This is a genomic window from Kouleothrix sp. (assembly GCF_046328425.1).
In the GTDB taxonomy this organism is placed as follows: Bacteria; Chloroflexota; Chloroflexia; order Chloroflexales; family Roseiflexaceae; genus Kouleothrix.
Genome location: NZ_JAXLWP010000004.1, coordinates 317,355 through 343,085, shown reverse-complemented (window position 1 = coordinate 343,085; position 25,731 = coordinate 317,355). Strand labels below are relative to the sequence as shown.

Sequence of the window (25,731 nt, the reverse complement as noted above, 5' to 3'; positions counted from 1 at the left end):
CGGCCCGGCCGACGAGCAGCAGATCGAGCTGCTGGGCCACGCCGCTGGCGATCGCGCTTACCAACGCCGGACTGTTCCAGAGCGAGCAGCTGCGCCGCCGCTGGCCGAGGCGATCTACCGCGTGTCGCAGACGCTGAGCGCCGCGCTGACGCCGGCCGACGTGCCCGAGCTGATCCTCGACCAGCTGGCCCAGGTGCTGCCCTACGACCGCAGCGCCCTGCTGGTGATCGACGGCGACGTGTTCGCGATCGCCGCGACGCGCGGCTACCCGGCCGCCCATGCCGCCGAGCGCACCCGCGCCCGGCTGGAAGATGCGCCGCTGATCGCCCAGATTGCCGAGCACGAGCGGCCGATCATCATCGACGAGGTGCGCCACGACTCTGCGCTACCGCCCGATTGTCGGCGGCGCGGCGGGCGAGCCGGTGCGCAGCTGGCTGGGCGTGCCGCTGCTGGGCCAGGGCCGGATCTATGGCGCGCTGATGCTCGAGAGCGAGCAGCCCAACCGTTACGGCGACGAGGAGCTGCGCGCGATCGCCGCGCTGGGCAACCAGGCCGCCGTGGCGATGGGCAACGCCCGCCTGTACGCCGAAGCCCAGGAGCGCACGCTTCAGCTTGAAGTTGTGACCCGCGTAACCCAGGAGGTCAGCACGCGCGATGTCAGCCGCGAGCTGCCCGGCATCCTGCGCACGATTATCCACCAGATCCGCCGGGTAGTGCCCTGCGACTACGCCGCGCTGGCGCTCTACAGCCCCGACGACGACGACTTCGCGTTTGAGACGGTGTACGATTTCGCGGTGCGCGACTGGGCCGAGTTGCCGCCGGGCAAGCGCGAGCCGGCCGAGGGCACGCCCTGGCAGACGGCCTGCCGCACCGGCACGGCGCTGGTGCAGAGCGAGCTGGTGCGCAGCTCGTTCGCCTACGACCGTGGCCTGGCGGCGGGCGGCCTGCGCTCGGGCGTGGTAATGCCGATCGTCGGCGCGAGCCGCGCGCTCGGCACGCTCGATTTCGCCAGCCGCGAGCCGAATGCCTATGGCTCGACCCAGGTGGCCAGCGCTGCGCGAGCTTTCGCACTACCTCGGCACGGCGCTGCACAACGCGCGCCTTTCGCAAGAGCGCGAGGAAACCGCCGCCAAGCTCGCGCGCACCCAAGAGCACCTCAACCTTGTCGACAAGGTGCGCGCGGTGGGCCAGCTGGCCTCGGGCGTGGCCCCACGACTTCAACAACCTGCTGGCGGGCATCCTCGGCAACGCCCAGCTACTGCTGTTCGAGGCCGCCAGCGACGACCAGAAAGAGATGCTCAGGGTGATCGAGCGCCCGCCAAAGACGGCGCCGAGACGGTGCGGCGGCTGCAGGGCTTCGCGCGCATGGAGCACGACTCGCCCATGACCGAAGTGCGCCTGGACATGCTGGCGCGCGACGCGATCGACATCACGCGGCCGCGCTGGCGCGACGTGGCCCAGAGCCGCGGCGCGTCGATCGAGATCGTCAAGCAGCTTCAGCCGGTGATGCCGCTGGCCGGCCGGCCGGCCGAGCTGCGCGAGGTGCTGACCAACCTGATCATCAACGCGGTCGACGCGATGCCCAAGGGCGGCAAGCCTACCGTGGCCTGCTACGACGACATGGTTGGCGACGCGGCGGACGGTGCCGGGCAGAGCGTGGTGGTTGAGGTGGCCGACACCGGCGTGGGCATGGACGCCGAGACGCGCGCGGATCTTCGACCCGTTCTTTACCACCAAGGGCGAGGGCGGCACCGGCCTGGGCTTGGCGGTGTCGCTGAGCATCGTGCAGGGCCACGGCGGCCAGATCGACGTCGAGAGCGAGCGCGGCGCCGGCACGCGCTTTAGTGTGCGCCTGCCAGTGCGCAACACCGGCCCGGCGGCCAAGAGCGGCCAGCCGCGCCTGCCGCAGCTGGTGCAGCCCGGCCACATCCTGTTTGTCGAAAGCGAGGCCATGATCCGCGACGCCACCAGCCGCCTGCTCTCCCGCTGGGGCCACAAGGTCGAGGCGGCCGAAAATGGCGCCGAGGCGCTGGCCAGGTTCCTGCCCGACACATTCGACCTGGTGATCTCCGACCTGGGCATGCCCGACATGAACGGCTGGGAGCTGCTGGCGCAGATCAAGGCGCGCGACCCGCGCGTGCCGACGGTGCTGATCACCGGGTGGGCCGCCAGCTGGCCGAAGACGAGGCGCGCCGCCGGGGCTGATTTCGTGATCGAGAAGCCGTTCGACCAGGACGATCTGCGCGATATTCTGGCGCAGGCGCTGGGCTAGGAAGCTATGCGGTCGGCCTGCCGAGCCGCTGTTCCTCAAATACAGGAGTTACGCGGTGCGCGTTTTTGCCTTCGGCAGAGCGGTACTTTTTGATGGATAGTGCTCGATTTTCGCGCTTTGCGCGAAAATCTGAGCACAAGTAGAGGTGCAGTTTTTCCGTGCTCCGCGCGGAAAAACTGCACACACAACTGAGAAGCTGTTTGAAAGGGGTGGTTTGGAGGGACGAAGTCCCTCCAAGTTTCCACTTTTCTGGCGGGTGGCGGCCACGAATGTGGCCGCCACCCGCCAGAAGGGGAAGTGCGAGGCATAGCTCCTCGCGCACTCCCTTTTCAAACAGGCTCTGAGGAAGCCGAAGAGCGCAAATACGCAACCCTACCAAAAACATGCGCTCGGATGGTGGCGCTCTGTGCCGCCGTCCGAGCACAGCGAGGCCGCGAAGGTGCTACGCCGCGGCGGTGCGGCTGCGGTGGCCCTCGATATATTCCTTGAAGTTCGCCAGGTCTTCTTCGAGCTGCGCCTCGGGGTTGCTGAAGATACGGGCGACGACCTCGCCGAGCTTGCCGGCCGGCGGCACGTACTGCAGCGTCACAGTGATATGCGTCTGGTCGTTCGCCAGCGACTTAAACACAACCTGGCCGCTGGTGGTGATATCGCCGTTGTCGCGGCTGTTCCAGGCCAGCCGGTCGTTCGGCTCCATGGTGGTGGTCTGCGCGTCCCACTCGATCTCCTTGCCGAGCGGCCCGTCCATCACCCAGTGGCTGGTGCGGTCGCCGGTTTTGCGCACCGACTTGATGTAGCGCATGAAGTAGGGGAAGTTCTCGAAGTTTGCCCAGGCGTTGTACGCCTCGGTCACGCTCGCGTTCACAATGATCTGCTTGGTAAACTGATCGGCCATTGCGTGCTCCTTCTCTTATTGTCACGGCTACGCGGCCACCTGCGTCGTGAGCTGATTTTGCCTGCGGCAGCACGGTAGGTGCGGCCTTCTGTGCTGCCGCAGGCGAAAAAGCCGGCCGCGTACGCCGTGTCGTCGTGAGCTGTATAGCGCGAGCAGGGTTGCAAGAGCTATGCCGCCCGCCAGCACGCCAGCCGCACGTGTGGTATACTGGCACAACGCGCCGGCCGCTCTGGGTTTGGCACAGGCGCGCCGAAAAGACCGTGCTTACCGTTTCTTCCCAGAGGGACACGCACTGTAAGCCTGGAGTTGAGTGGCTGTGCCGCGTGCGTGAAACTGCTTCACCTCTTCACATTGCCCAGGACTCCCCGATTGACTAAGGATAGAATTTGAGCTTCGACCAATTCAACCTCGACCCGCGCCTGATGCAGGGTGTGCGGGCGGCTGGCTATGCCGTGCCCACGCCCATCCAGGCCGCCGCCATCCCGCCGGCGCTGGCCGGCCACGATCTGATCGGCACTGCGCAGACTGGCACCGGCAAGACTGCCGCATTCGCGCTGCCGATATTGCAGCGGCTGCTGAAAGCGCCGCGCGGCCGCGCGGCCTCGGGCTGCCGCGCGCTGATCGTGACGCCAACGCGCGAGCTTGCCGAGCAGATCAACGACGCATTCCGCGTGCTGGGGCGTGCCAGCGGGCTGCGCAGCGCCACAATCTACGGCGGCGTGCCGATGGCCCCGCAAGAGCGCGCGCTGCGCGACGGTGTCGAGATCCTCGTGGCCTGCCCCGGCCGCCTGCTCGACCATATCGACCAGGGCAACGCGCGGCTCGACGGCGTCGAGCTGCTGGTGCTCGACGAGGCCGATCGCATGTTCGACATGGGCTTTCTGCCGGCGGTGCGGCGCATTCTTGGCTTTGTGCCGGCCAAGCGCCAGACGATGCTGTTCTCGGCAACATTTCCGCCCGAGATCGAGCAGCTAGCGGCGCAGGCGCTGCGCGACCCGCGGCGCATCGCCGTGGGCCTGAGCCAGCCTGCCACTACGGTGGCGCACGCGCTATACCCGGTGGCGCAGCATCTGAAGACCGGGCTGACGCTTGAGCTGCTGCGGCGCACCGACGCGCGCTCGGTGCTGATCTTCACACGCACCCGCCACCGCGCCGCGCGCCTGGCGCGCCAGCTCGAGCGCGCCGGCCACCGCGTTACTTCGCTGCATAGCGACCGCACGCAAAACCAGCGCCAGGCCGCGCTCGACGGCTTCCGCAGCGGCACGTACCAGATCATGGTCGCGACCGATATCGCCGCGCGCGGCATTGATGTCGCCAGCATCTCGCATGTGATCAACTACGACATTCCCGACACCGCCGACGCCTATATTCACCGGATCGGCCGCACCGGCCGGGCCGAGCGCGAGGGCGATGCGTTTACGCTGGTGACGCCCGAGGACGACGCGACGGTGCGCATGATCGAGCGCGCGGTCGGACGACGGATCGAGCGCGCCACGATCGCCGGCTTCGACTACAACGCGCCGCCCAGCCAGCAGTTTGCGCCCGCGCCACGCCACGAGCAGCGCGCCGCCCAGCCGGCACATCGCAGCCCGAGCGTGCAGGCAGCGGGCCGCTCCGGCGCTAGCATGCCTCGGCGCGGCCGCGGCGGCGCGCGCTAGCCGCCGCACCTTGTTGTCGCCTCGCTCGTTTGGAGAGCGGGGCCATCCGCGATGCGCTTGCCCTGGACAACATTTCGTTTTATTGTATTGGGCAAATACACCCTGCACGGTGGGGTGAAGCGCGCGCGGCTTCGCCGCGCCGCGCCGCACCATAACTAATATGCAGCATGTGCTTGCCCAGCACAAATATTTCGTTGTATGATGCCCTGCCTGGCTTCGCCGGGCAGGGCATCATACAACGAAACTGCTCGAACGGAGTTCGGATCATTGGTATGCCGGGCGCGCTGCTACTGCGGCGCCCGCTCGGCGGCAAGCCGCCACAGCCGTAGCGCCACCGCCACGCACCAGCCAAGCACCGCCAGCAGCAGGCCGTAGAACAGCAGCCCCTTGAGCAGAAACGCCGGCCCTACCAGCGCGGCCACCACGGCGGTCAGCGCGGCGTAGCCGCGCCACTGTGCGCGCCGGAAGGCCCAGGCCAGCGCCAGCAGGCCGGGCCAAAACGTGAGCCCGAGCGCGGCGAACGCGAGATCGTGCATGCGGCCAAGCGCGGTCGGCGGCCCGCCGGCGAGGGTCGGGTCGGTTGGCGCGCTCAGCGCGGCCATCGCCACCCCGGCGAGCGCGATCAGCAGCGCGCCGCTTCGGCCGGCCCGCCCCGCACCCAGCGCGCGCCGCAGCCCGCCGGCGAAGACGATCAGCAGCAGCCCGCATGCGATAAACGTCCAGGTCATCCAGATGCCGTGTGGCCCGAGCGCCAGGCCGCTCGGCCAGTCGAGCGTTGGTGCGGCGAGCGGGCGCCAGCCCAGCGATCGCATGAACTCGTACTGCGCCGCCGTGAGCACCACCAGCGCGCCGCAGAGCAGCAGCGGGCCAGCCAGGCCGGCCAGCGCGGCGTAGCGCAGCGCGCGCCGATCCGCCGCGCTCATGGCAGCCCCGCCACGAACGCGCGCAGCGCAGCGCCGTCGCGCAGCGGCGGCCCATGCCCAAAGCACACCAGCTGTGGCCCAAGCGCCGCCACCGCCCGCGCCGACTGGCGGTTGCGCGCCGGGTCGAGCGTGAAGCGCGCGAGCGGCTCGATCAGGCCGACGCGCTGGGTCAGCGGGTGCTGGTTGGCGAGCACGTCGCCGAGGATCAGCGTGCGGTCGGCCGCGCGCCAGAGCGAGATGTGCCCCGGCGTGTGCCCGGGCGTCTCGACGACGGTGAAGCTGCCGACGTGGTCGCCCGCGCGTAGCCGCCGCGCCACCGGGTAGGCGCCCCCGCCGAAGCCGGCCGCCAGCAGGCGGTTCGCGAAGCTGCGCGGCAGCAGCGCGGCTGTGTCGCCCTGCTCCATGGCCGCCGCGTCGCGCGCACCGCAGCAGAGCGGCAGGCCGAATGCACGGCAGAGCGCGCGGCTGCTGCCCTGGTGATCGGGGTGGGCGTGTGTCAGCACGTGGGCCGCCAGCCGCCGCCCGCGCAGCTGCCGCAGCAGGCCGCGCCGCATCCAGCGCACCCCGGCGTCGACGACGATGTCGCCGAGCAGGTAGGCGTTGATTGCGTACATCGGAAAGCCGCCGAGGATAAAGACATCGTCCGCTAGTTCGTGCATACGCGCCTCCGGCGTGTGTGGCCGCATCCTGCGCCATGGTATACTACATCGCTGCGGAATGGGCACGCCCGCGCTCTACCGCGCGTGATCTGCTATTGCTGCCGAGGAGGGAATGTAGCCGTGGACACCGACCGTATTCTGCTGGAAGGCATGCGCTTTGTTGGCTACCATGGCACGCTGCCCGAAGAGCGCCGCCTTGGCCAGCCATTCGTGGTCGATATCGAGCTGCGGTGCGACCTGCGCGCCGCCGGCGTTTCCGACGATCTGGCGCTCACCGTCGACTATAGCGAAGTGTACCAGCAGGCGCGCGCGATTGTCGAGGGCCAGGCCGTGAACCTCACCGAGACGGTGGCCGAGCGTATCGCCGCCGCCGTGCTCGAGCGCCACGGCCGGGTGCAGGCTGTGCGGGTGAAAGTGGCCAAGCCGCACGTGCGCCTCGGCGACACCGCGCTGCTTCATTCGGCTGTCGAAATTGTGCGCCGCCGCGCCTAGCCCGGCCGCCTGTTTGCCACGAAACGGCACCAGCATGGCACGACCTTCCGTCACCCTTTGCTATACCCAGACGCTCGACGGGCGGCTTGCGACCGCCGACGGCACGTCGCAGTGGATCGGCGGGCCGGATTCGCTGCGCCTGTGGCACGGCCTGCGCGCCCAGCACGGCGCCATCCTTGTGGGCGTCGGCACGGTGCTGAAAGACAACCCGCGCCTGAATGTTCGGCACGTCGCGGGGCGCGACCCGCTGCGCGTGGTGGTCGATAGCGCCCTGCGCACGCCTGATACCGCGGCGGTGCTGGCCGGCGGCGCGGCGCGTGGCACGCTGCTCGCGACAACCGAGCGGGCGGGCGCGGCGCGCCGGGCGGCGCTCGAGGCGCTCGGCGCCAGCGTACTCGTGCTTCCCGCCGACGCGGACGGCCGTGTCGACCTGGGCGCCCTGCTGGCGGCCCTGGCGCGCGAGGGCATCGGCACGCTCATGGTCGAGGGCGGCGCGGCGATCGTCACCTCGCTGCTGCGCGCGCGCCTGGCCGACCGGCTGGTCGTCTGCGTCGCGCCGCGACTGATGGGCGCGGGCCTGGCGGCGATCGGCGACCTGGGCGTGGCGCGGCTGGAACAGATGCCGTCGATCGCCGATATGGCCGTCGAGCGCTACGGCGCGGACATTGTGCTGGATGGGCGGCTGCGCTACCCGCCCGGCGACGCGGAGGAGCCGGCCCATGGCTAAGCTTCGCGCCACGGCGGTATGGATGCGCGGGCCGCGCACGATTGAGCTGCGCGACGAGGAGGTGCCCGAGCCACAGGCGGGGGCGCTGCGCGTGCGCGCGGTCGCCTCGGCGCTCAGCCAGGGCACCGAGATGCTGGTGTACCGTGGCGAGGTGCCGCCCGAGATGCCGCTCGACCTGCCGACGCTTGCTGGTGGGTTTGGCTTCCCGATCAAGTATGGCTACGCGGCCGTCGGGCAGGTGCTCGATGTCGGGCCGGGCGCGGGCGAGTTCGCGCCGGGCGATATGGTGTTCGCGCTGCACCCGCACCAGAGCGTGTTCCTCGTGCCGGCGCAGCTGGCGCTGCGGCTGCCGCCCGGCCTCGACCCGCTGGCCGGCGTATTCAGCGCCAACCTCGAGACGGCGCTGAATATCGTTCACGACACGCCGCTGCACCTGGGCGAAACCGTAGTGCTGTTCGGGCAGGGCGTGGTCGGGCTGCTGGTGGCGCAGCTGCTGCGCCTCGCCGGCGCGCGGCGCGTGCTGGTGGTCGACCCGCTTGAGCGGCGGCGGGCGCTGGCCCTGCAGGTTGGCGCCGACGCGGCCTTTGCGCCCGCTAGCGACCTTGGCGCGCAGATCCGCGCGCACAACGACGGCCGCGCCGCCGATATTGCGATCGAGGTCAGCGGCAGCGCCGCGGCCCTGCAGATGGCGATCGACGCCGTGATGGACGAAGGCAGCGTGATCGTCGCCTCGTGGTATGGCAGCAAGCCGGTGACGCTGAATCTGGGCGGCAACTTCCACCGCGGCCGCATCCGCCTGCGCTCGTCGCAGGTCGGGCGCTTGAACCCCGAGCTGGCGCCGCGCTGGGATCACGCCAGGCGCTTCGTGGCGGTGCGGGCGCTGCTGCCCCGGCTGCGGCTGGCCGAGCTGGTGACGCATAGGCTGCCGCTTGCCGCCGCCGCCGCCGCCTACGACCTCGTCGATAGCCGCACGGGCGAGACCGGCCAGGTGGTGCTGGTGTACGACGATAGCCCAGCGCAGAGCGTTTGAGCGTTTGAGCGTTTGAGCGGAGAGCGCATTGCCGCATGTAGGGCGCGCATCGTGCGCGCCTTCACAGGGAAGAAAGCCATACCATCCTCAATGCCGTACGCTCATGCCTCAGGGCAAACCGTCACCTGTACCCGCGCCGCGAGGCATGCGCCACCGGCGTAGCGAGAGCGGCAGCATTCTTTACGGGGTCTGGGGTGCGAAGGCCCCGAGCTGACCTCAATGGAGAGAAGGCGCGCACGATGCGCGCCCTACGGGAAAGGCCGTGCCAGCGGCAACGTCAGACGCGCATGCCTGGTGGCGCGGAGTGACATGTCGGTTTGCCGCGGGGCGCGGGGCGCGAAGCCCCGAGCTGACCTCAATGGGGAGAAGGCGCGCACGATGCGCGCCCTACGGGAAAGGCCGTGCCAGCGGCAACGTCAGGCGCGCATGCCTGGTGGCGCTGAGAGACATGTCGGTTTGCCGCGGGGGATGGGGGCGCGAAGCCCCGAGCTGACCTCAATGGAGAGAAGGCGCGCACGATGCGCACCCTACGGGAAAGGCAGTGCCAGCGGCAACGTCAGACGCGCATGCCTGGTGGCGCGGAGAGACGTGGCGTTTTGCAACGAGGATGGGGGTGCGAAGCCCCGAGCTGACCTCAATGGGGAGAAGGCGCGCACGATGCGCGCCCTACGGGAAAGGCTGTGCCAGCGGCAACGTCAGACGCACGCGCCTGGTGGCGCGGAGAGACGTGGCGTTTTGCAACGAGGATGGGGGCGCGAAGGCCCCGAGCTGACCTCAATGGAGAGAAGGCGCGCACGATGCGCGCCCTACGGGAAAGGCAGTGCCAGCGGCAACGTCAGACGCACGCGCCTGGTGGCGCGGAGAGACATGTCGGTTTGCCGCGGGGGATGGGGGCGCGAAGCCCCGAGCTGACCTCAATGGAGAGAAGGCGCGCACGATGCGCGCCCTACGGGAAAGGCTGTGCCAGCGGCAACGTCAGACGCGCATGCCTGGTGGCGCGGAGTGACATGTCGGTTTGCCACGAGGCATGCGCCACAGGCGTAGTGACAGAGACAGCATTCTTTTACAGGGTCTGGGGCGAAGCCCCAGCGCGGGAGTGCAGAGGGCGGGCGTCCGCCCTCTGCCGCGGGGCGCGGGGGCGCGAAGCCCCCGAAAGCGCTCGCGGGGCATGGGGGCGCGAAGCCCCCGAAAGCGCTCGCGGGGCGCGGGGGCGCGAAGCCCCCGAAAGCCTTCGTTGGGGAACGCTTGAGCAAGTGAGCAAGGAGTGAGGCCCGCACATGTACGAGATTGGGGTGGCCGCGCAGTTTGAGGCGGCCCATCGGCTGGTTGGCGACTTCGGCCCGGCGACGCGGCTGCACGGGCACACCTACCGGCTGGAGGTGGCGCTGCGCGGCGAGCGCCTGCAGCCCGATGGCACGCTGTACGATATCGGCCGGCTGAACGCCGCTGTGGCCGAGCTGGTTGGGCGGCTTCACTACCAGAACCTCGACGACCTGCCCGAGCTTGCCGGCACAAACACCACCGCCGAGCATGTCGCGCGCTTCTGCTGGGAGCAGCTGGCGGCGGGGGTGCGCGGCCTGGGGCTGGCCTCGCTGCTGGTGCGCGTCTGGGAGTCGCCGGGCGTCTACGCGGCGCGAGACGACCGCCTTGACTAGCCCGCGCGTCGCGTTCATCACCGTTGGCGACACCCGGCGGCTCACCGGCGGCTACCTGTACCACGCCCGCGTATTCGCGGCGCTGCGCGAGGGCGGCATCGCGCTCGATGAGGTTGTTGCGAGCGCAGCGGCCTTGCCCGCGCAGCTTGAGCGCGCGGCGGCCTTCGGCGGCGAGTTCGACCCGCGCCCGTTCGACGTGGTTGTGGTCGACGCGCTGGCGCGGGCGGTGTGCGCGCCGTGGCTCGATCGCTGGCGCGCGCTGCGGCCGGTTGTGGCCATGGTTCACGAGCTGCCGAGCCTGGCCGGCGGCGGCGCGGCCGAGCTGGAGGCGCCGCTGCTGCGATCCGACCTGCTGATCGCCGTGAGCGCGCACGGCCAGGCGGCGCTGGAGCGGCGCGGCGTGCCGGCCGGGCGCATTCGCGTGGTGCAGCCCGGCTGCGACCGGCTGCACGCTCCCGCGCTGCCAACCCCGCCAAGCCCCGAGGAGGCAGCGCTGCGGGCGGCGGCGGTGGGTCAGCCGCCTTCGGCCGTGGCGCTGTGCGTGGCGCAGTGGATCCCGCGCAAAGGGCTGCTCGAGCTGGTGCAGGCGTGGGCCAGCGCGCCCCGGTCGCCGGCGCTGCTCGAGCTGGTGGGCGAGAACGACGCCGACCCGGCGTATGCGGCCGAGGTTCGTGCGGCGATTGCGCGCGCATCCGCCGCCGCGCCGATCCTCGTGCGCGGCACGCTCGACGACGCGGCGCTGACGCGGGCCTACGCGAGCGCGGCGCTGTTCGTGCTGCCCTCGGCGTTTGAAGGCTACGGCATGGCCTACGCCGAGGCGCTCGCCTTTGGCCTGCCGGTCGTCGCCTGCGCCACCGGCCCGCTGCCCGAGCTGGTGGGCGATGCCGGGCTGCTGCTGCCGCCGGGCGATCCAGGCGCGCTGGCTGGGGCGCTGGCGCGCCTGCTGGGCGACGCCGGGCTACGCGAGCGGCTGGGGCGCGCCGCGCGCCGCCGTAGCCACGCGCTGCCGACGTGGGCCGACGCGGCGCGGCGCTTCGCTGGTGTGCTTCACGAGGCCAGGCTCGCGCGGCGCTGAGCGCCCGGCAGGGCCGGGTTCAGCTCCTCGGGCAGCAGGTGGCCCATACGCTGCTGCTTGGTCTTCAGGTAGTGCAGGTTGGTGGCGTTCGGCGCGACAAACAGCGGCACGCGCTCGCACACCTCGATGCCATAGCGCGTCAGGCCGTCGATCTTGTCGGGGTTGTTCGTCAGCAGGCGCACCCTGCCGATCCCCAGGTCGGCCAGGATCTCGGCGGCGACCCCGTAGTCGCGCATGTCGTCGGGCAGGCCGAGCGCCCGGTTGGCCTCGACAGTATCGAGCCCCTGCTCCTGAAGCGCGTAGGCGCGGATCTTGTTGACGAGGCCGATGCCGCGGCCCTCCTGGCGCAGGTAGATCAGCACGCCGCAGCGCTCGGCTTGCAGCAGCCGCAGGCTGTGGTCGAGCTGCTCGCCGCAGTCGCAGCGTGCCGAGCCGAACAGGTCGCCGGTGATGCATTCCGAGTGCAGGCGCACCAGCACCGGGGTGGCGCCGGACGGGCTGCCGACCGTGAGCGCGAGGTGCTCGTGGCGCTGCTCTTCGTGATAGATCGACAGCGTGAATGTGCCGTAGCGCGTCGGCAGGCTGGTGCTGGCGCTGCGCTGAATCGTTGACATGCTGCTACTTCCTCTCTGTCTGGTGAGCCGTATGTTTCAGGAGGCACGGCGTGGCTCGCCGGCCCGGTGTGCCTCTGTATTGCGGATGTGGCGTCGGCAGTGCCCGCGCCACACGCTGGTGGGCAAATGCGACGCGTGATCACGCTGCTGACAAGCGGCACGCGCGGCGATGTGCAGCCGCTGGTCGCGCTTGGCGCCGGCCTGCAGCGGCGCGGCTACGCCGTGCGCGTGCTGACGCACGAGCCATTTCGCGGGCTGGTGGCCGCGCACGGCCTGGGGTTCGTGCCGCTCGATGGCAACCCCAACGAGCTGTTCGCCCGCCCCGAGCTGCGCGCGGCGCTCACCTACGACGGCGGCCTGCTGCGCAGCGCCCGCAGCGCGCTGGCCTACCTGCGCGCCGCCCGGCCGCTGTTCGCGCGCATGCTCGCCAGCGCGTGGCAGGGCAGCCAGGGCTCGGGCGCGCTGGTTGTCTCGCTGCCCACCACCTGGGGCGATCAGATCGCCGAGGCGCTGGGCATCCCCTGCGTATGGGCGCTGACGCAGCCGCTGGGCCGCACCCGCGCGTTCCCCTCGCCGCTGCAGCCGTTTGGCCTCTCGCTGGGGCCGTGGTACAACGCCCTGACGCACGCCCTCGCCGAGCATGCCGTGTGGCAGCCCTGGCGCGATATGCTCGGCCGCTGGCGGCGCGACGCGCTGGGGCTGGCGGGCCGCACCGGCGCCGGCTGGGCCGCGCGCACTGCGGCGCGTGGCGACCTGTTTCTGTTCGGCTATAGCCCGCGCGTCGCGCCGCGCCCGCCCGACTGGCCCGGCCGCTTCCACGTGACCGGCTACTGGCTCCTCGAGCGGCCGGCCGGCTGGCGGCCCGACCCAAGCCTGCTGCGCTTTCTCGAGGCCGGGCCGGCGCTGTATGCCGGCTTCGGCGGCGCTATGGCCGTGCCCGACGAACGCCTCTTGGCGCAGGTGGTACGTGGGCTGGCGCTGGCAGGCCAGCGTGCGGTGCTGCTGGTGGGCGCCGGCGCCCACCAGCGCGCGCTTCCGCCGCATGTCTACCCGCTCGGCGCGGCCCCGCACGACTGGCTGCTGCCGCAGGTTGGCGCGGCGGTGCACCACGCCGGCGCGGGCACGCTGGCCGCCGCCCTGTGCGCCGGCATCCCCTCGGTGTGCGTGCCGTTCGGCGCCGACCAGTTCTTCTGGAGCGGGCGCGCCGCGCGTTTGGGCTGCGCCCCCGCGCCCATCCCGGCCCGCGCGCTCAGCGCCGAGCGCCTGGCCGAGGCGATCGACGCCGCAGTGCGCCAGCCGATATTCAAGCAGCGCGCGGCCGGGCTGGGCCAGCAGATCGCCGCCGAGCGAGGCGTGGAGCGCGCGGCCGATCTGATCGAGTCGCACCTTTAGTCCTTTATCGCCTGTCTGGCAAGAGGCTGTGCCCCTCGCGCTTCCCAGCTCCACGCCCAACTGCCCTGCGCCTATAGTGTCGTTTTCGTCGCGCGGGCGCCGGCCCACAGCGCCGCGAGCGCCACCAGGCTGCCCAGCGCGTATGGCGCGGCGTCGCCCAGGTAGTCGAACGACAGGCCGGCAAGTAGCGGGCCGCCGACGAGCGCTAGGTTGATGACGATCTGCATGCTGCCCATAAGCTGGCCCTGGCCGCCCGGCGCGACGCGCGCCGAAAGCATGCTGGTGAGGCAGGGGATGCTCAGGTTGCTGCCGAGCGCGAGCAGCGCCACAATCGGGAACAGCATCCAGCCGCGCCCGGCGACGGCCACCAGGCCAAGGTTGGCTGCCATCAGCGCCAGCCCGCCGAGCGCCAGGCGGCGCTCGCCCAGCCTCGGGCGCAGCCAGCCCAGCGCCACCGCCTGCGTCGCCACCGCGCAGGTGCCGACAAACGCGTAGAAAAAGGCGTTATCGGCGGCCTGCCAGCCGAAGCGCGCGCGGCTAAACAGCGGAAAGTTGCTCTGCAGCCCCGAGAACGCCAGGTTCAGCAGCAGGATCGTCAGCAGCAGGCCGCGCAGGCTGCCGGGGCGCAGCGCGGCGGCAAGCTGGCGCGCCGGGTTCAGATCGGCCAGCCGCCGGCGCGCGCGGTGCTCGGGCGCGAGCGACTCGGGCAGCAGCAGCAGGCCGAGCAGCGTGTTCGCCCCGGCGATCGCGGCGGCCACAAACACCGGCACGCTCAGGCCATAGCGGATCAGCAAGCCGCCCAGCGCCGGGCCGGCCATCATCCCCAGCCCGAACGCCGCCCCGGTGGCGGCAAAGCCGCGCGAGCGCCGGTCGGCGTCGGTGCTGTCGGCAATATACGCCTGCGCTGTGCTGATATTCCCGCCGGTGATGCCATCGAGCAGTATGGCTGCGGCGAGCAGCCAGAGCGAGCCGGCGACGCCGAGCAGCAGGTAGGCCAGCGTAGTGCCCAGCAGGCTTACCAGCAGCACCGGCCGGCGGCCGTACTGGTCGGACATGCCGCTGAGCACCGGGCCGCCCGCCGACTGGGCCAGCGCGTACAGCGAGCCGAGCAGGCCCACCAGCGTGCCGCCGGCCGCCAGGCGCCCGGCATAGATCGGCAGCAGCGGGATCACAATGCCGTAGCCGAGCATGTCGACGAACACCGTGACGAAGATAAACGACTGGGGCACGAGCCAGCGTGCCGAGCTGCGCGCGCCGATCATGGGCTGGCCTCGGCGCCGCGCTCGATCAGCCGGCGGCACTCGGCGATGATCGGCGCGCTCACGTCGGCGCCCTCGCCGTGCAGCGCCCCGGCGTCGATCGGCCGGCCGAACGCGACGCGCACGGTGCCGCGCTGCAGCGAAGGAAACACGATCTGCAGCGTCGCGGCCAGCAGCTGCTGGTGCTGGCGGCCGCGCAGGTAGGCCAGCGGGTGGCGCAGCGCCGCGCTCGAGAGCACGCCGCTCACCACTGCCGGGGCCACCACCAGGCCCGGCACCAGGCGCGCAAACACGGCGATGCTCGCCGACCAATCTTCTAGAGCGGCGGCCGCGCCTGGCAGCACCGCCGGGTCGGGCTCGATCCGGCCGCCTGGAAACGTCAGCAGCGCCCCGCCCGCGCGCAGGTGGCGCGCCGCCGCGCGGAGCACCTGGCTGCGGTCGGGGGCTGCCTCGCTGACGGTGATCAGGTGGCGCGAGGTGTGCGGTAGCGCGCGCAGAAACGGCCGGTCGGCCGCGATGACCCGCAGATCGCCGCGCGGGATTGCCGCGAACAGCGCCAGCGTATCGTAGAGGCCGGGGTGGTTCGAAACGATCAGCAGTGGCCCGGTGCGCGGCAGCGGCTGGCCCTGCACGGCTACATTGCCGACGTACTGGCCCAGCACCCAGGCGCCGGCCGCCTGCAGGCCCGCCGATGCCACCAGCGCGTCGTAGGTGAGGATCTGCCGCGCCAGCCGGCGCGCGGGCGGCCGGCACAGGCGCTCGAGCATGGCGCGCCCCCGGCGCACCTGGCTTAGCCCCATTGATGTCAGCAGATCCTGGCTGTTGATCGCCGTCAGCTCGTCTAGTGTGGTCATGCGCTCTCGCACCGGCTCGCTATCTGGCCGATAGTATAGGATATACGGAAGCGCAGGCGGTTGCGTATCTATGCCGCCGCTCCGCGCTGCCGCGTTTCGCACCTGTGTGGTGGCGTGAAGTGTAGTGCCGGGGCGTATCACGAACTATGCCATTATAGCCGAATGGCGCGAAAGCACCGCCACAGGGCTTAGCGGCGCTGTGGGCCTGCGCGGGCCCTGGCCGATTCGATTGACAGGCCGGGTTAGCTCTGCTACGATCGCTACACGTTTTCCCCGGCCCTCCAAATCGATACGCGGGCCTCGCTCACGCCTAACTATTGCGCTGGGATTGAGCTATGTCTATGCCAATTCTGGCTACCAAGCTGTATATCCCGCGGCCGCGGCCCAGGGCCGTGCTGCGCCAGCGGCTGACCGAGCGGCTGAGCGAGGGCCTTCACCGCAAGCTGACGCTGATCTCGGCCCCGGCCGGCTTTGGGAAAACCACGCTGCTCGGCGAGTGGCTCGCCGGCAGCGATCGGCCGGTGGCCTGGCTCTCGCTGGATGCAGCCGACCGCGACCCGGCGCGCTTTCTGGCGTATCTCGTCGCTGCGCTGCAGGCGGCAGCGGCAGCCCCCGCCGCGGGGCTGGCCGGCGCGCTCCAGTCGCCGCAGCCGCCACCAATCGAGGCAAGCCTCACGGCAGTGCTGAATGAGATCGCCGCCGCGCCCCGGCCTTTTGTGCTGGTGCTCGACGACTATCACCTGATTGCCTCTCCCGCGATCGACAGCGCGCTCGCCTTTCTGATCGAGCACCTGCCGCCGCAGATGCACCTGGTGCTCGCCACGCGCGAAGATCCGCAGCTGCCGCTTGCACGGCTGCGCGCCAGCGGCCAGCTAACCGAGCTGCGCGCCGGCGACCTGTGTTTTACCCAGGATGAAGCCGCCGGGTTTCTCAACCAGGCGATGGCGCTTGGCCTTTCGGCCGAGGACGTGGCCGCGCTCGAGCGGCGCACCGAAGGCTGGATCGCCGGCCTCCAGCTGGCGGCGCTCTCGATGCGCGGGCGCGACGATGCCTCGCGGTTCGTACAGACGTTTGCCGGAGATAACCGGTATATCGTAGATTACCTTGTCGAAGAGGTGCTGCGGCGCCAGCCTGAGGCCGTACGCAGCTTCTTGCTGCAAACGTCTATCCTCGGCCGGCTGAGCGGCCCGCTGTGCGATGCCGTCACCGGCCGGGGCGATGGCGTGGCCGTGCTGGAAGCCCTCGAGCGCGGCAACCTGTTTGTGGTGCCGCTGGACGATACCCGCCACTGGTTTCGCTACCACCACCTGTTCGCCGATGTGCTGGCCGCGCACATGCTGCACCAGCAGCCGGCGCTTGCCCCGGCCCTGCACCAGCGCGCGAGCGCCTGGTATGCCGAGAATGGCCTGCCGGCCGAGGCGATCGGGCATGCGCTGGCCGCCAACGATTTCGCGCGCGCGGCCGGCCTGCTCGAGCTGGCGTGGCCCGCGATGGACGGGCGTTTTCAGGCCGCCGCCTGGCTGGCATGGGCCAGGGCGCTCCCCGAGGATCTGCTCGGCGACAGGCCGGTGCTGGGCGTTGCGTATGCCTGGGCGCTGCTGAACGGCGGCGAGCTTGAGGCCGCCGAGGCCCGATTGCGCGAGGCTGAACGCTGGCTGGCTGCCCCGGCCGCCGGCCCGGCTGGCCAGCCGCTGATCGCCGACCAGGCGCAGTTTCGCACGCTGCCGGCCTCGATCGCCACGGCCCGCGCCTACCTGTCCCAGGCCCGCGGCGATATCCCCGGCTCGGTGGTGTATGGCCGGCGGGCGCTTGAGCTTTTGCCGGAGGACGACCACCTCCGGCGCGGGCCGGCCGCCGCGCTGCTGGGGCTGGCCCAGTGGGCGCGCGGCGACCTGGAGGCGGCCCACCGGGCGATTGCCGAGGCCATGGCTAACTTCCGGCGCGTGGGCAACCTGCACTTCGCAATCAGCGGCACGCTTGGCATGGCCGATATCCGTGCGGTGCAGGGCCGGCTCGGCGACGCCATCGGGGCGTATATGCAGGCGCTGCAGCTTGCGCTCGGCCAGGGCGAGCCGCTGCGCGGCACCGCCGACCTGTACCTCGGCTTGAGCGAGCTATACCACGAGCGCGGGCAGCTCGACGCGGCCAGCCAGCACTTGCTGCGCAGCCTGGAGCTGGGCGAGCAGGCCGCGCTGCCCGACTGGCAATACCGCCTGTGCCGCGCCCAGTCGCGCTTCAAGCAGGCCGAAGGCGACCTGGCCGGCGCGCTTGAGCTGCTCGGCGCGGCCGAGCGCCACTACCGCAGAACGCCGCTGCCCGACGTGCGGCCGCTCGCGGCTGCGCGGGCGCGGGTGTGGCTGGCACAGGGCCGCCTGCGCGAGGCCACGCGCTGGGCGCACGAGCAGGGCTTGTCGGCCGATGGCGAGCTGAGCTATCTGCGCGAGTTCGAGTACATCACGCTGGCGCGGCTGCTGATCGCCGAGGGCGGGCGCGCCACTCACGCGGCGGTGCGGCTGCTGGATCGCCTGCAGCAGGCCGCCGAGGCCGGCGCCAGGATGGGCAGCGCGATCGAGATCGGCGTGCTGCAGGCGCTGGCTCACCAGTCGCAAGGCGACTCTGCGGCGGCGCTTGGCGCGCTGGGGCGCGCGCTCGGGCTGGCGGAGCCGGAGGGCTATGTGCGCGTGTTTGCCAGCGAGGGGCCGCCGCTGGCGCGCCTGCTGTCGGCCGCCGCCGCGCAGGGAATGGCGCCCGGCTATATCGCCAAGCTGCTGGCCGCCTTCCAGGGCGCGGCGCCCGCGCACGCGCCGGCCGCTTCGCAGCTAGCCGAGCCGCTCAGCGCGCGCGAGCAAGAGATACTTCAGCTGATTGCCAACGGGCTGTCGAATGGCGAGATCAGCGCGCGGCTGTTCCTGGCCTTGAGCACCGTCAAAGGCCACAACCGCAACATCTTCGATAAGCTCCAGGTGCAGAGCCGTACCGAGGCCGTGGCGCGCGCCCGCGAGCTGGGCTTGCTGTAGATCTACCTCACAACAATACCCCGGCCAGTACTTTAGTATCTCCACCCCGATACCGTGTTGCTGCTATGCTACTGGCATGTCGAGCAATTGATACGCTGTTCGCTTGATCACTTCTCGATTGTGTTGCACTACGTGGCTTCGCCACGTAGTGCAACACAATAAGAATGGGGGCGGCGAAGCCCCGCCCCCAAACCCCCACCAAAGTGTCAGTCATCAAGCGAATTTGGTATGAGGAGCAAACCAATGAAGGCGATGGTATACACACGGTACGGCGCACCCGATGTTCTTCAGCTCAAAGAGGTGCAAAAGCCCGCCCCCAAGGATGATGAAGTGCTGGTGAAAGTGCTCGCGGCCTCGGCCGCCGCTGGCGACTGGCACCTGCTGCGGGCCGACCCATTCATGATCCGCTTCATGTATGGCCTGCTGACGCCAAAATACCCGGTACTCGGCTCGGACGTGGCCGGGCGGGTCGAGGCGGTGGGCAAAAACGTGAAGCAGTTTCAGCCTGGCGACGAGGTATTCGGCGACCTGTCGCGCAGCGGGTTTGGCGCTTTTGCCGAGTATGTCACCGCCCCTGAGGCCGCGCTCGCGCCCAAACCCAGCCGGCTGACGTTTGAGCAGGCCGCGACCGTGCCGGTGTCGGCGGTGACCGCGCTGCAGGCGCTGCGCGACCAGGGGCAGATTCGCGCGGGCCAGAAAGTGCTGATCAACGGCGCGTCTGGCGGTGTGGGCACATTTGCGGTGCAGATAGCCAAATCGTTCGGCGCCGAGGTTACAGCCGTGTGTAGCACCGGCAATATCGAGCTGGTGCGCTCGATTGGCGCCGACCACGCGATCGACTACACGCGCGAAGATTTCACCCAGAGCGGGCTGCGCTACGACCTGATCCTCGCTGCAAACGGCTACCATCCGCTTTCGGCATACCGGCGCGCACTAAGCCCGCAGGGCCGCTATGTGATGACCGGCGGCTCCTCTGCGCAGATGTTCGAGGCCATGCTGCTCGGCCCCTGGCTCTCGCGCAGCGGCGGCCAGAGCATCGCCAACGTGCTGGCGAAACCGAACCAAAAGGATCTGCTGTTTATGAAAGATCTGATCGATGCTGGCAAGGTCACGCCGGTGATCGATCGGCGCTTCCCGCTGAGCCAGGTCGCCGACGCTATCCGCTATCTTGAGGCAGGCCACGCGCGTGGCAAGGTCGTGGTTGCGTTATCGGCTGCGTAGCGCGTCAGGCCAAATCGGCGGATCACCTGCTGTATCGTGGGGCTCGAGGCGGCAGGGCCGCCCCCAAATTTCTTATTGTGTTGCACTCCGTGGCGAAGCCACGGAGTGCAACACAATCGATACGTGATCAAGCGAACAGCGTATCACAAGACAAAGCGGCCAAACTAAGCTGACATAACGTGTTTCACGGGCGCGGGGCCGAGCCGGCGCTCGGCGAGAGCCCTGCCGCCTGCGGGCGCTGCGCGCGGCTGCGGCGGGGGCGCCTGCGGATGATCAGCTCGGCCACCGCGAGGTTGATCAGCCACGCCGCGCCCATCAGCAGGTCGCGGCTCAGATCGCCCGGCGCGCCAAACGCCAGCACCCACAGCAGCGTCACAATCACCTGCGTGCCGGCGCCCTGGCCGATCGCGTAGCCGCGCATCATCCACGCGCGGTGCGCCGCGAGGTTGCGCCGGCGCATGGCCAGCCAGCCGAGCGCGATCGACGCGACCATGCCCACGCCGACGGCGAGGCGGAAGCCGTACAGCAGCGGGCCTTGCAGGTGCGGCGCGAGCGGGTAAAACTGGGCCATCCACAGCCCCGAGAGCGCGGCGGCGATGCCGGCTGCCGCCAGCACGATTCCGGCGTTGCGGTGCCACGCGGGGCTGCGCCGGCGAAACGCGGGGGCGAACTGGAACGCGCCCACCAGGCAGAACAGCAGCGAGCCGACGATGTGGATCACCACCGGAGCCGGCGCGGCGAAAAACCGCGCGTTGTCGGGGGTTACGGCGGCGCCGGCCGCCAGGCTCACAAGGCGCGCGACGCCGGCCACCAGCGGAACCATCGTGAGCGCGATCAGCGCGGCGGGAATTGCCCACTCGGCGCGGCGCGCGGCGGCGGCGCGCGCTGAGTGCTCGGGCGGGGTGTGCGTGTGCTTGATCATTGTTTGTGCCTTTTTCTAATGCGTCACTTGCCGGCGTCGCCGGCTTCTTCATAGGAAAAAACTTGCTCCAGCGGCACGCCGAACACGCGCGCGATGCGGAACGCCAGCTCGAGCGAGGGCGAGTACTTGCCTTTCTCCATGGCGATAATGGTTTGGCGTGTTACGCCGACCTTCTCGGCTAACTCCTCCTGCGTCATCTCATTGCGGAAAAAGCGCAGCGTCCGAATGTTGTTGTTGATCTGGCCTTTGCCCATCTTAAAAGCCTCTTCGGTACAGGTACAGCCGCGCGATATCGGCGACAATCTGGGCGACCAGGCCCGAAAAGATCAGCAGCGCGAACATCACCAGCGGCGGCTGGCCAAGCACCAGCGTGAGCATCGACAGCGCGACGCCGATCGAGAGTACGCGGTACGCGATGGTTGTGCCGCGCAGGTCGATCAGCTGGTCGCGCTCGTCCTGCACGTCGCTCAGCGGCCGCTCGTCCCTGGTCTGGATCGTGTGAATCACATTCGACGCGATGTGGGTGACGATCATGATCGCAATCGTACCGACCGTCGCGAGCACAACCACAATGCCCCACAGCCGGAACACGCTGCCCTGCTCGAAGTTGCCGCCGCGCGCGAGCTGAAACAGGCGCACTAGGTAGAATGCCAGGATCAGCGCGAAGTTCGCCAGCGAGGCGGTGATATTTTTTTCCTGGAAGGACATGCGCTCCTCCGATTGTTCGTTGCGGTTTACCTTTAGTCATCTACAGTGAACAAATAGTATAATAAAACATACTTAATGTCAAGTGTATTTTACATAGCGGCTGCGCGAATGCCGGGCGGGGCGTCGCCACAAGGCGCAAGGGCGCGATGCTCTACTATCAAAGTCGCTTGATGACTTACACGTTGGTGGGGGTTTGGGGGCGGCGACGCCGCCGCCAAAGTTCTTTTTCCTGTGCGGCGCCGCACAAGAAAACACAAGTAATCAAACGGAGTTGGTATAATAGGCTTTCTGGCATAGCGGCAAAATTCTTGCTCGCATGCTCGCTCGGACTGTGAGAAAGGAGCGCCGTATGACCGAACCACTGAGCAAAGCCGCGCTGCTCGAGCTGATCGAGCGCGAGCGCGGGCTCTGGGATGCCATGGTGGCCGAGGTCGGCGAGGGCCGTATGCTCCAGCCCGGCGCGTCCGGCGACTGGAGCTTCAAGGACGTCGTCGCGCACCTGAACGGCTGGCGGATCGTGACGCTGGCGCGCCTCGCCGCCGCCCGCGACCACGGCGACCCGGCCGCGCCGCCGTGGCCGGCCGGCCTCGACGGGGAGAGCGAGGCCGATCTGGAGGCGATCAACGACTGGATCTACCACGCCAACCGCGGCCGGCCGCTCGGCGAGGTGCTGGGCGAGTACCGGGACTCGTTCCGGCGCATGTACGAGGCCGCCAGCGCGCTGAGCGAGAGCGAGCTGAACGACATCGACCGCTACCGCTGGCTCCCAGGGCGCTACCTGGCCGACGTGATCACCGGCTCGTTTGAGCATTTCCACGAGGAGCACGAGCCGGTTGTGCGCGGCTGGCTGGCGCGGCTCGGCTGAGCGCGCCGCGCCAGCCAACCCTGCGCGATCGGCGTCACTCCACCGTCACGCTCTTGGCGAGGTTGCGCGGCTGGTCGACATCGGCGCCGCGGCGCAGCGCGAACTGGTAGGCGATCAGCTGCATGGGGATGCTGGTGAGCACCGGCGTGAGCAGCGGCAGCGTCTCGGGCACCTCGATCACGTAGTCGGCCTTGGCGCGGATCTGCGCGTCGCCCTCGCTGGCGATCGCGATCACGTGGCCGCCGCGCGCCTTCACCTGCTCGATGTTCGAGAGCATTTTCTCGTAGATCGCGTCGCGCACCGCCACGCACACCACCGGCATGTCCTCGTCGATCAGCGCGATCGGGCCGTGCTTCATCTCGCCGGCCGGGTAGCCCTCGGCGTGGATGTAGCTGATCTCCTTCAGCTTCAGCGCGCCCTCCAGCGCGATCGGGTAGCTCACCTGCCGGCCCAGGAACAGCGCGTCGCCGGCGCGGTGGTAGCGCTCGGCCAGCTCGTGGTAGATCGCCTGCTGCTCGAGCACGCGCGCGACTTTGCCCGGCAGCTCGACCAGCGCCTGCACGTGTGTGCGGATCGCGTCGGGCCGTAGCGCGCCGCGCGCCTGCGCTAGCCGCAGCGCCAGCAGGTACTCGACCACCAGCATCGAGGTGAAGGCTTTGGTCGAGGCTACGCCGATCTCGGGGCCGGCGTGCAGGTACAGCGCCCCGGCGTCGGCCAGGCGCGCGGCCTGGCTGCCGACGGCGTTCACGATCGCGGCGCTCTTCACGCCCTGCGCGCGCGCCTCCTCCATCGCCGCCAGCGTGTCCACCGTCTCGCCGCTCTGCGTGATCGCCAGCAGCAGCGTATCGTCGCCGAGCAGCGGCTGGCGGTAGCGGAACTCCGAGCCGTAGTCGACATCCACCCGTAGCTTGGCCAGCGTCTCGATCATATATTTGCCGATCAGCGCGGCGTGCCAGGCCGTGCCGCAGGCCACCGCGTACACCCTCCCGAGCCGCCACAGGTCGCCGTCGGCAAGCCGCAGCTCGTCGAGCAGCACCGCGCCGCCCTCCAGGTCGATCCGGCCGCGCAGCGCGTCGGTGAGCGCGCGCGGCTGCTCGAAGATCTCTTTCTGCATGAAGTGCTTGAAGTCGCCCTTGGCCGCCGCCACCGGGTCCCACGGCACCGTGGCCGGCTGCCTGCGCACGGGCGTGCCGTCGAGCTTCGACACCTGCGCGCCGGCGGGCGTCAGCACCGCCAGCTCGCGGTCCTCGATGAAGAGCATGCGCTGGGTGTAGTCGAGGATCGCCGGCACATCCGAGGCCACGAATGTCTCGCCCTCGCCCAGCCCGATCACCATGCCGCCGGCGTTGCCCAGGCGCGCGGCCACCAGCCGCCCCGGCTCGTGGTGGCTCATGGCCACGATCGCATTGCCGCCGCGCAGCTCGGCCAGCGTCAGGCGCATGGCCTGCTCGAGCGAGCCGCAGGCGGCGTAGTGGTCGCCCAGCAGCAGCGCAATCACCTCGGTGTCGGTCTGCGATTGGAAGGCGTGGCCGCGCGCCGCCAGCGCGTGCTTCAGCTCGAGGTAGTTCTCGACGATGCCGTTCTGGATCACCACGATCGACCCGCTGGCGTCGCGGTGCGGGTGGGCGTTGGCCTCGGTCACGCCGCCGTGGGTGGCCCAGCGCGTGTGGCCGATGCCGAAGCTGCCGTGCGTCGGCTGCTCGCGCAGCTGCGCCGCCAGGTTCGCCAGCTTGCCGACACTGCGCCGCAGCTGCAGCTCGCGCCCGTCGTCGATCGCGATCCCGGCCGAGTCGTAGCCGCGGTACTCAAGCCGCCGCAGGCCGCCCACCACCACCTCGGTGGCTTCGCGCGGGCCAACATATCCGACAATGCCGCACATTTCTTGCTCCTTGTGTGTGCCCGGCGGCGCGCGGCGCTTGCCCGCGCGGCTCGGCCCCAGCCCTTCGCCGCGCCCGGCGCGGGGCCGGCACTGGTGCGCTGTGGCGAGCCGCGCGCGCGGGCCGAATCCGCATAGGCCGCCGGATGGCGCAGCCGCACCCGCCGCCACTGGCGTGGGCGCGCTGCTGCGCAACTGTTTGTATGCTGCCGGGGATGCGCGGCCGAGGGCCAGGGGCGCGAGTTGGCCCTGTCTATGCCGCAGACAATGCTGTGGTGCTCACTGCTGGCCTGGGTTGTTCCGCCCGTCGCCGGGAGGGTTTGCAGGCCGCTCGCAGGCGGTGGCGCGCCTGGGAGGCATCCGCTGATCTGTCGATTTTCTACTAAAACTGAGAAGCTGCCTGAATGCGGGTGGTAGCCACATGCGCGGCCGTCATCCTCCAGAAAGGTGTGGGCGAGGGGCATATCCCCTGGCGCTTCGCCTGTTCAGACAGGTTCTTAGAACAGTATTAGCCCCACCTCGCGATGGGGAACCTCCACCTCGTCAGCTGAGCGGGTGTGGCCGCCCAGCCCATGCGCTTGTGCTTCGTGCTCTGGCTGCACCTCCTGCCGCGCCTGTGGCCGCTACTATAGCAATCCTACATGAGTCATAAAAAGCAGGGGGCCAGGGGGGCGCAGCCCCCCAAAGAAACATCTTCTCGCCTGTATGAATCCGGTAGGATTGCTATACGCGCGTAGTATAGCACGGCGGCGGGGTTTCACAAATGATAATTTCGCTATATGGATTGCCGGCTATTGCGCGCCGCCCTACGCCCGTGCCAGCGGCACAAACAGCCTGGGGCCGGGCGCGGGGCCGGGGCGCGCCTCGGCGTCGGCGGCCACCGACGCGAGGTGAAAGCGGCTGGCGGCGCGCGTGGTGTTGTCGCCCAGAAACAGGAAATTGGGCGTCTCGTACGGGTCGGGCTGCCCGCCGAAGGCGGTGTAGTCGCGCAGCGCGCCGCTGAGGATCGGCGCGCCATTGGCGGCCAGCCGGTAGCCGCCGTCGCGCAGCACCAGGCTGTAGCGCACCAGCGCGGCGCCAGTGTCGAACGCAACGCCCTCGGCCTGCGTGAACAGCCGCTGCTGGCCGCCCTCCTGCGCCCAGACGCGATTCTTCCAGAAGCCCAGCTCGATGCCGCGCAGGTTGTCGCAGATCGCGATGACGCTCAGGCCGGCGCGATTGGCGCTGCCGCTGTGGTCTTCGTCGTCGAGCCGCAGCGCGAAGGTGATCGTCACGCCGGCGGTGTGGTCGAGCACCGGCACCGGCGCGCTGCTGCCGAGGAAGCCGGCGTGGCTGGCGAGGTAGCCGGCCTTGATCGCGATGGCGCCGGTGCTGTCGAGCACTGCCGCGCCGGGCTCTAGGCCCTGCGCCGGCGCGCCGCCGATCGCGAAGTAGGCCCAGCCCTGCGCCTGCGGCAAGCTGCCTTCTGCGGCGTCGTAGAGCGGCTGCGGGGCTGCGCTGGCCGGGGTGCCGGCGGCCAGCAGCGCGCCAACCAGCAGCGCGCGGCAGATCGCGCGGCGCCAGCGCCGGGGGCGGTGCGGTGGTTTGAGCATGCGCTTTGTCTTTGTGCGATGGTGT

The 25,731-nt window shown here is 69.9% G+C and carries 23 protein-coding genes and 1 pseudogene; 13 read left to right on the top strand and 11 right to left on the bottom strand.

The window, feature by feature from the left end:
• Window positions 1–422 precede the first annotated feature (422 nt).
• From U0177_RS04230 to U0177_RS04220, 3 genes and pseudogenes are all read left to right on the top strand, one after another.
• On the top strand, window positions 423–1,307 hold the full coding sequence (locus U0177_RS04230; protein ID WP_409569344.1) for a GAF domain-containing protein: 885 nt from the start codon (window positions 423–425) through the stop codon (window positions 1,305–1,307).
• 58 nt (window positions 1,308–1,365) lie between these two features.
• A pseudogene (locus tag U0177_RS04225) lies at window positions 1,366–1,804 on the top strand (ATP-binding protein); the annotation flags it as partial.
• A complete protein-coding gene (locus tag U0177_RS04220) occupies window positions 1,784–2,272 on the top strand; it encodes a response regulator (protein ID WP_409569456.1) in 489 nt (162 codons plus the stop codon). The pseudogene U0177_RS04225 and the gene U0177_RS04220, both read left to right, overlap by 21 nt.
• A 442-nt stretch (window positions 2,273–2,714) precedes the next feature.
• On the opposite strand, the gene U0177_RS04215 is transcribed toward U0177_RS04220, so the two are convergent.
• Window positions 2,715–3,167 carry an SRPBCC family protein gene (locus tag U0177_RS04215; RefSeq protein ID WP_409569343.1) on the bottom strand — a complete coding sequence of 151 codons (453 nt, stop codon included), beginning with the start codon at window positions 3,165–3,167 and terminating at the stop codon, window positions 2,715–2,717.
• A gap of 386 nt (window positions 3,168–3,553) precedes the next feature.
• Here U0177_RS04215 and U0177_RS04210 point away from each other — a divergent pair, with 386 nt between their 5' ends.
• Window positions 3,554–4,825, top strand: a complete 1,272-nt coding sequence (locus U0177_RS04210; protein WP_409569342.1) for a DEAD/DEAH box helicase — start codon at window positions 3,554–3,556, stop codon at window positions 4,823–4,825.
• Between the two features lie 287 nt (window positions 4,826–5,112).
• Here the strand turns inward: U0177_RS04210 and U0177_RS04205 are convergent, their stop codons facing one another.
• A complete protein-coding gene (locus U0177_RS04205) occupies window positions 5,113–5,748 on the bottom strand; it encodes a DUF998 domain-containing protein (protein WP_409569341.1) in 636 nt (211 codons plus the stop codon).
• A complete protein-coding gene (locus U0177_RS04200; RefSeq protein WP_409569340.1) occupies window positions 5,745–6,407 on the bottom strand; it encodes an MBL fold metallo-hydrolase in 663 nt (220 codons plus the stop codon). Before U0177_RS04200 ends, U0177_RS04205 begins: the two co-directional genes overlap by 4 nt.
• A 120-nt stretch (window positions 6,408–6,527) precedes the next feature.
• Between U0177_RS04200 and folB the strand changes: the two genes are divergently transcribed.
• From folB to U0177_RS04175, 5 genes are all read left to right on the top strand, one after another.
• Window positions 6,528–6,899: a dihydroneopterin aldolase gene (gene folB / locus U0177_RS04195; RefSeq protein WP_409569339.1), complete on the top strand. Its 372-nt coding sequence runs from the start codon at window positions 6,528–6,530 to the stop codon at window positions 6,897–6,899.
• A 34-nt stretch (window positions 6,900–6,933) separates the two neighbouring features.
• Window positions 6,934–7,626, top strand: coding sequence for a RibD family protein (locus tag U0177_RS04190; RefSeq protein ID WP_409569338.1), 693 nt, complete (start codon window positions 6,934–6,936; stop codon window positions 7,624–7,626).
• Entirely contained in the window at window positions 7,619–8,656 is a 1,038-nt protein-coding gene (locus U0177_RS04185) for a zinc-dependent alcohol dehydrogenase (RefSeq protein ID WP_409569337.1), read from the top strand. The genes U0177_RS04190 and U0177_RS04185 overlap by 8 nt, the downstream gene beginning before the upstream one ends.
• 1,277 nt (window positions 8,657–9,933) lie before the next feature.
• Window positions 9,934–10,311: a 6-pyruvoyl trahydropterin synthase family protein gene (locus tag U0177_RS04180; protein ID WP_409569336.1), complete on the top strand. Its 378-nt coding sequence runs from the start codon at window positions 9,934–9,936 to the stop codon at window positions 10,309–10,311.
• Window positions 10,304–11,386, top strand: a complete 1,083-nt coding sequence (locus U0177_RS04175; protein WP_409569335.1) for a glycosyltransferase family 4 protein — start codon at window positions 10,304–10,306, stop codon at window positions 11,384–11,386. Before U0177_RS04180 ends, U0177_RS04175 begins: the two co-directional genes overlap by 8 nt.
• Here the strand turns inward: U0177_RS04175 and ribA are convergent.
• Complete coding sequence (gene ribA / locus U0177_RS04170; protein WP_409569334.1) at window positions 11,359–12,000, bottom strand: GTP cyclohydrolase II; 642 nt, start codon at window positions 11,998–12,000, stop codon at window positions 11,359–11,361. The two genes, U0177_RS04175 and ribA, sit on opposite strands and share 28 nt — an antisense overlap.
• 126 nt (window positions 12,001–12,126) lie before the next feature.
• Here ribA and U0177_RS04165 point away from each other — a divergent pair, with 126 nt between their 5' ends.
• A complete protein-coding gene (locus U0177_RS04165; protein WP_409569333.1) occupies window positions 12,127–13,392 on the top strand; it encodes a glycosyltransferase in 1,266 nt (421 codons plus the stop codon).
• Window positions 13,393–13,463: 71 nt separating this feature from the next.
• Here the strand turns inward: U0177_RS04165 and U0177_RS04160 are convergent, their stop codons facing one another.
• Window positions 13,464–14,654, bottom strand: a complete 1,191-nt coding sequence (locus U0177_RS04160; protein ID WP_409569332.1) for an MFS transporter — start codon at window positions 14,652–14,654, stop codon at window positions 13,464–13,466.
• A complete protein-coding gene (locus U0177_RS04155; RefSeq protein ID WP_409569331.1) occupies window positions 14,651–15,505 on the bottom strand; it encodes a 1-acyl-sn-glycerol-3-phosphate acyltransferase in 855 nt (284 codons plus the stop codon). Before U0177_RS04155 ends, U0177_RS04160 begins: the two co-directional genes overlap by 4 nt.
• A 335-nt stretch (window positions 15,506–15,840) precedes the next feature.
• Here U0177_RS04155 and U0177_RS04150 point away from each other — a divergent pair, with 335 nt between their 5' ends.
• Together U0177_RS04150 and U0177_RS04145 are read left to right on the top strand one after the other, a co-directional pair.
• Window positions 15,841–18,522, top strand: coding sequence for a LuxR C-terminal-related transcriptional regulator (locus tag U0177_RS04150; RefSeq protein WP_409569330.1), 2,682 nt, complete (start codon window positions 15,841–15,843; stop codon window positions 18,520–18,522).
• Between the two features lie 243 nt (window positions 18,523–18,765).
• A complete protein-coding gene (locus tag U0177_RS04145; protein ID WP_409569329.1) occupies window positions 18,766–19,743 on the top strand; it encodes an NAD(P)-dependent alcohol dehydrogenase in 978 nt (325 codons plus the stop codon).
• Between the two features lie 184 nt (window positions 19,744–19,927).
• Here U0177_RS04145 and U0177_RS04140 read toward each other — a convergent pair whose 3' ends face one another.
• The 3 genes from U0177_RS04140 to U0177_RS04130 are packed head-to-tail and all read right to left on the bottom strand — an operon-like array spanning window position 19,928 to window position 21,373.
• Entirely contained in the window at window positions 19,928–20,665 is a 738-nt protein-coding gene (locus tag U0177_RS04140; RefSeq protein ID WP_409569328.1) for a DUF2306 domain-containing protein, read from the bottom strand.
• Between the two features lie 23 nt (window positions 20,666–20,688).
• Entirely contained in the window at window positions 20,689–20,919 is a 231-nt protein-coding gene (locus U0177_RS04135; RefSeq protein ID WP_409569327.1) for a helix-turn-helix transcriptional regulator, read from the bottom strand.
• A 1-nt stretch (window position 20,920) separates the two neighbouring features.
• Window positions 20,921–21,373, bottom strand: a complete 453-nt coding sequence (locus tag U0177_RS04130) for a hypothetical protein (protein WP_409569326.1) — start codon at window positions 21,371–21,373, stop codon at window positions 20,921–20,923.
• A gap of 349 nt (window positions 21,374–21,722) precedes the next feature.
• Here U0177_RS04130 and U0177_RS04125 point away from each other — a divergent pair, with 349 nt between their 5' ends.
• Window positions 21,723–22,238 carry a ClbS/DfsB family four-helix bundle protein gene (locus U0177_RS04125; protein WP_409569325.1) on the top strand — a complete coding sequence of 172 codons (516 nt, stop codon included), beginning with the start codon at window positions 21,723–21,725 and terminating at the stop codon, window positions 22,236–22,238.
• Between the two features lie 34 nt (window positions 22,239–22,272).
• On the opposite strand, the gene glmS is transcribed toward U0177_RS04125, so the two are convergent.
• A complete protein-coding gene (gene glmS, locus U0177_RS04120; protein WP_409569324.1) occupies window positions 22,273–24,117 on the bottom strand; it encodes a glutamine--fructose-6-phosphate transaminase (isomerizing) in 1,845 nt (614 codons plus the stop codon).
• Window positions 24,118–24,920: 803 nt separating this feature from the next.
• Window positions 24,921–25,706 (bottom strand): hypothetical protein, encoded by a 786-nt coding sequence (locus U0177_RS04115; protein WP_409569323.1) that lies wholly within the window; start codon window positions 25,704–25,706, stop codon window positions 24,921–24,923.
• Window positions 25,707–25,731 lie beyond the last annotated feature (25 nt).

Coding starts and splice junctions, on each gene's coding strand:
- U0177_RS04215 (WP_409569343.1), bottom strand. CDS start 3,167: ATGGCCGATCAGTTTACCAAGCAGATCATTGTGAACGCGAGCGTGACC.
- U0177_RS04205 (WP_409569341.1), bottom strand. CDS start 5,748: ATGAGCGCGGCGGATCGGCGCGCGCTGCGCTACGCCGCGCTGGCCGGC.
- U0177_RS04200 (WP_409569340.1), bottom strand. CDS start 6,407: ATGCACGAACTAGCGGACGATGTCTTTATCCTCGGCGGCTTTCCGATG.
- U0177_RS04190 (WP_409569338.1), top strand. CDS start 6,934: ATGGCACGACCTTCCGTCACCCTTTGCTATACCCAGACGCTCGACGGG.
- U0177_RS04185 (WP_409569337.1), top strand. CDS start 7,619: ATGGCTAAGCTTCGCGCCACGGCGGTATGGATGCGCGGGCCGCGCACG.
- U0177_RS04180 (WP_409569336.1), top strand. CDS start 9,934: ATGTACGAGATTGGGGTGGCCGCGCAGTTTGAGGCGGCCCATCGGCTG.
- ribA (WP_409569334.1), bottom strand. CDS start 12,000: ATGTCAACGATTCAGCGCAGCGCCAGCACCAGCCTGCCGACGCGCTAC.
- U0177_RS04165 (WP_409569333.1), top strand. CDS start 12,127: ATGCGACGCGTGATCACGCTGCTGACAAGCGGCACGCGCGGCGATGTG.
- U0177_RS04160 (WP_409569332.1), bottom strand. CDS start 14,654: ATGATCGGCGCGCGCAGCTCGGCACGCTGGCTCGTGCCCCAGTCGTTT.
- U0177_RS04155 (WP_409569331.1), bottom strand. CDS start 15,505: ATGACCACACTAGACGAGCTGACGGCGATCAACAGCCAGGATCTGCTG.
- U0177_RS04150 (WP_409569330.1), top strand. CDS start 15,841: ATGTCTATGCCAATTCTGGCTACCAAGCTGTATATCCCGCGGCCGCGG.
- U0177_RS04145 (WP_409569329.1), top strand. CDS start 18,766: ATGAAGGCGATGGTATACACACGGTACGGCGCACCCGATGTTCTTCAG.
- U0177_RS04140 (WP_409569328.1), bottom strand. CDS start 20,665: ATGATCAAGCACACGCACACCCCGCCCGAGCACTCAGCGCGCGCCGCC.
- U0177_RS04135 (WP_409569327.1), bottom strand. CDS start 20,919: ATGGGCAAAGGCCAGATCAACAACAACATTCGGACGCTGCGCTTTTTC.
- U0177_RS04130 (WP_409569326.1), bottom strand. CDS start 21,373: ATGTCCTTCCAGGAAAAAAATATCACCGCCTCGCTGGCGAACTTCGCG.
- U0177_RS04125 (WP_409569325.1), top strand. CDS start 21,723: ATGACCGAACCACTGAGCAAAGCCGCGCTGCTCGAGCTGATCGAGCGC.
- glmS (WP_409569324.1), bottom strand. CDS start 24,117: ATGTGCGGCATTGTCGGATATGTTGGCCCGCGCGAAGCCACCGAGGTG.
- U0177_RS04115 (WP_409569323.1), bottom strand. CDS start 25,706: ATGCTCAAACCACCGCACCGCCCCCGGCGCTGGCGCCGCGCGATCTGC.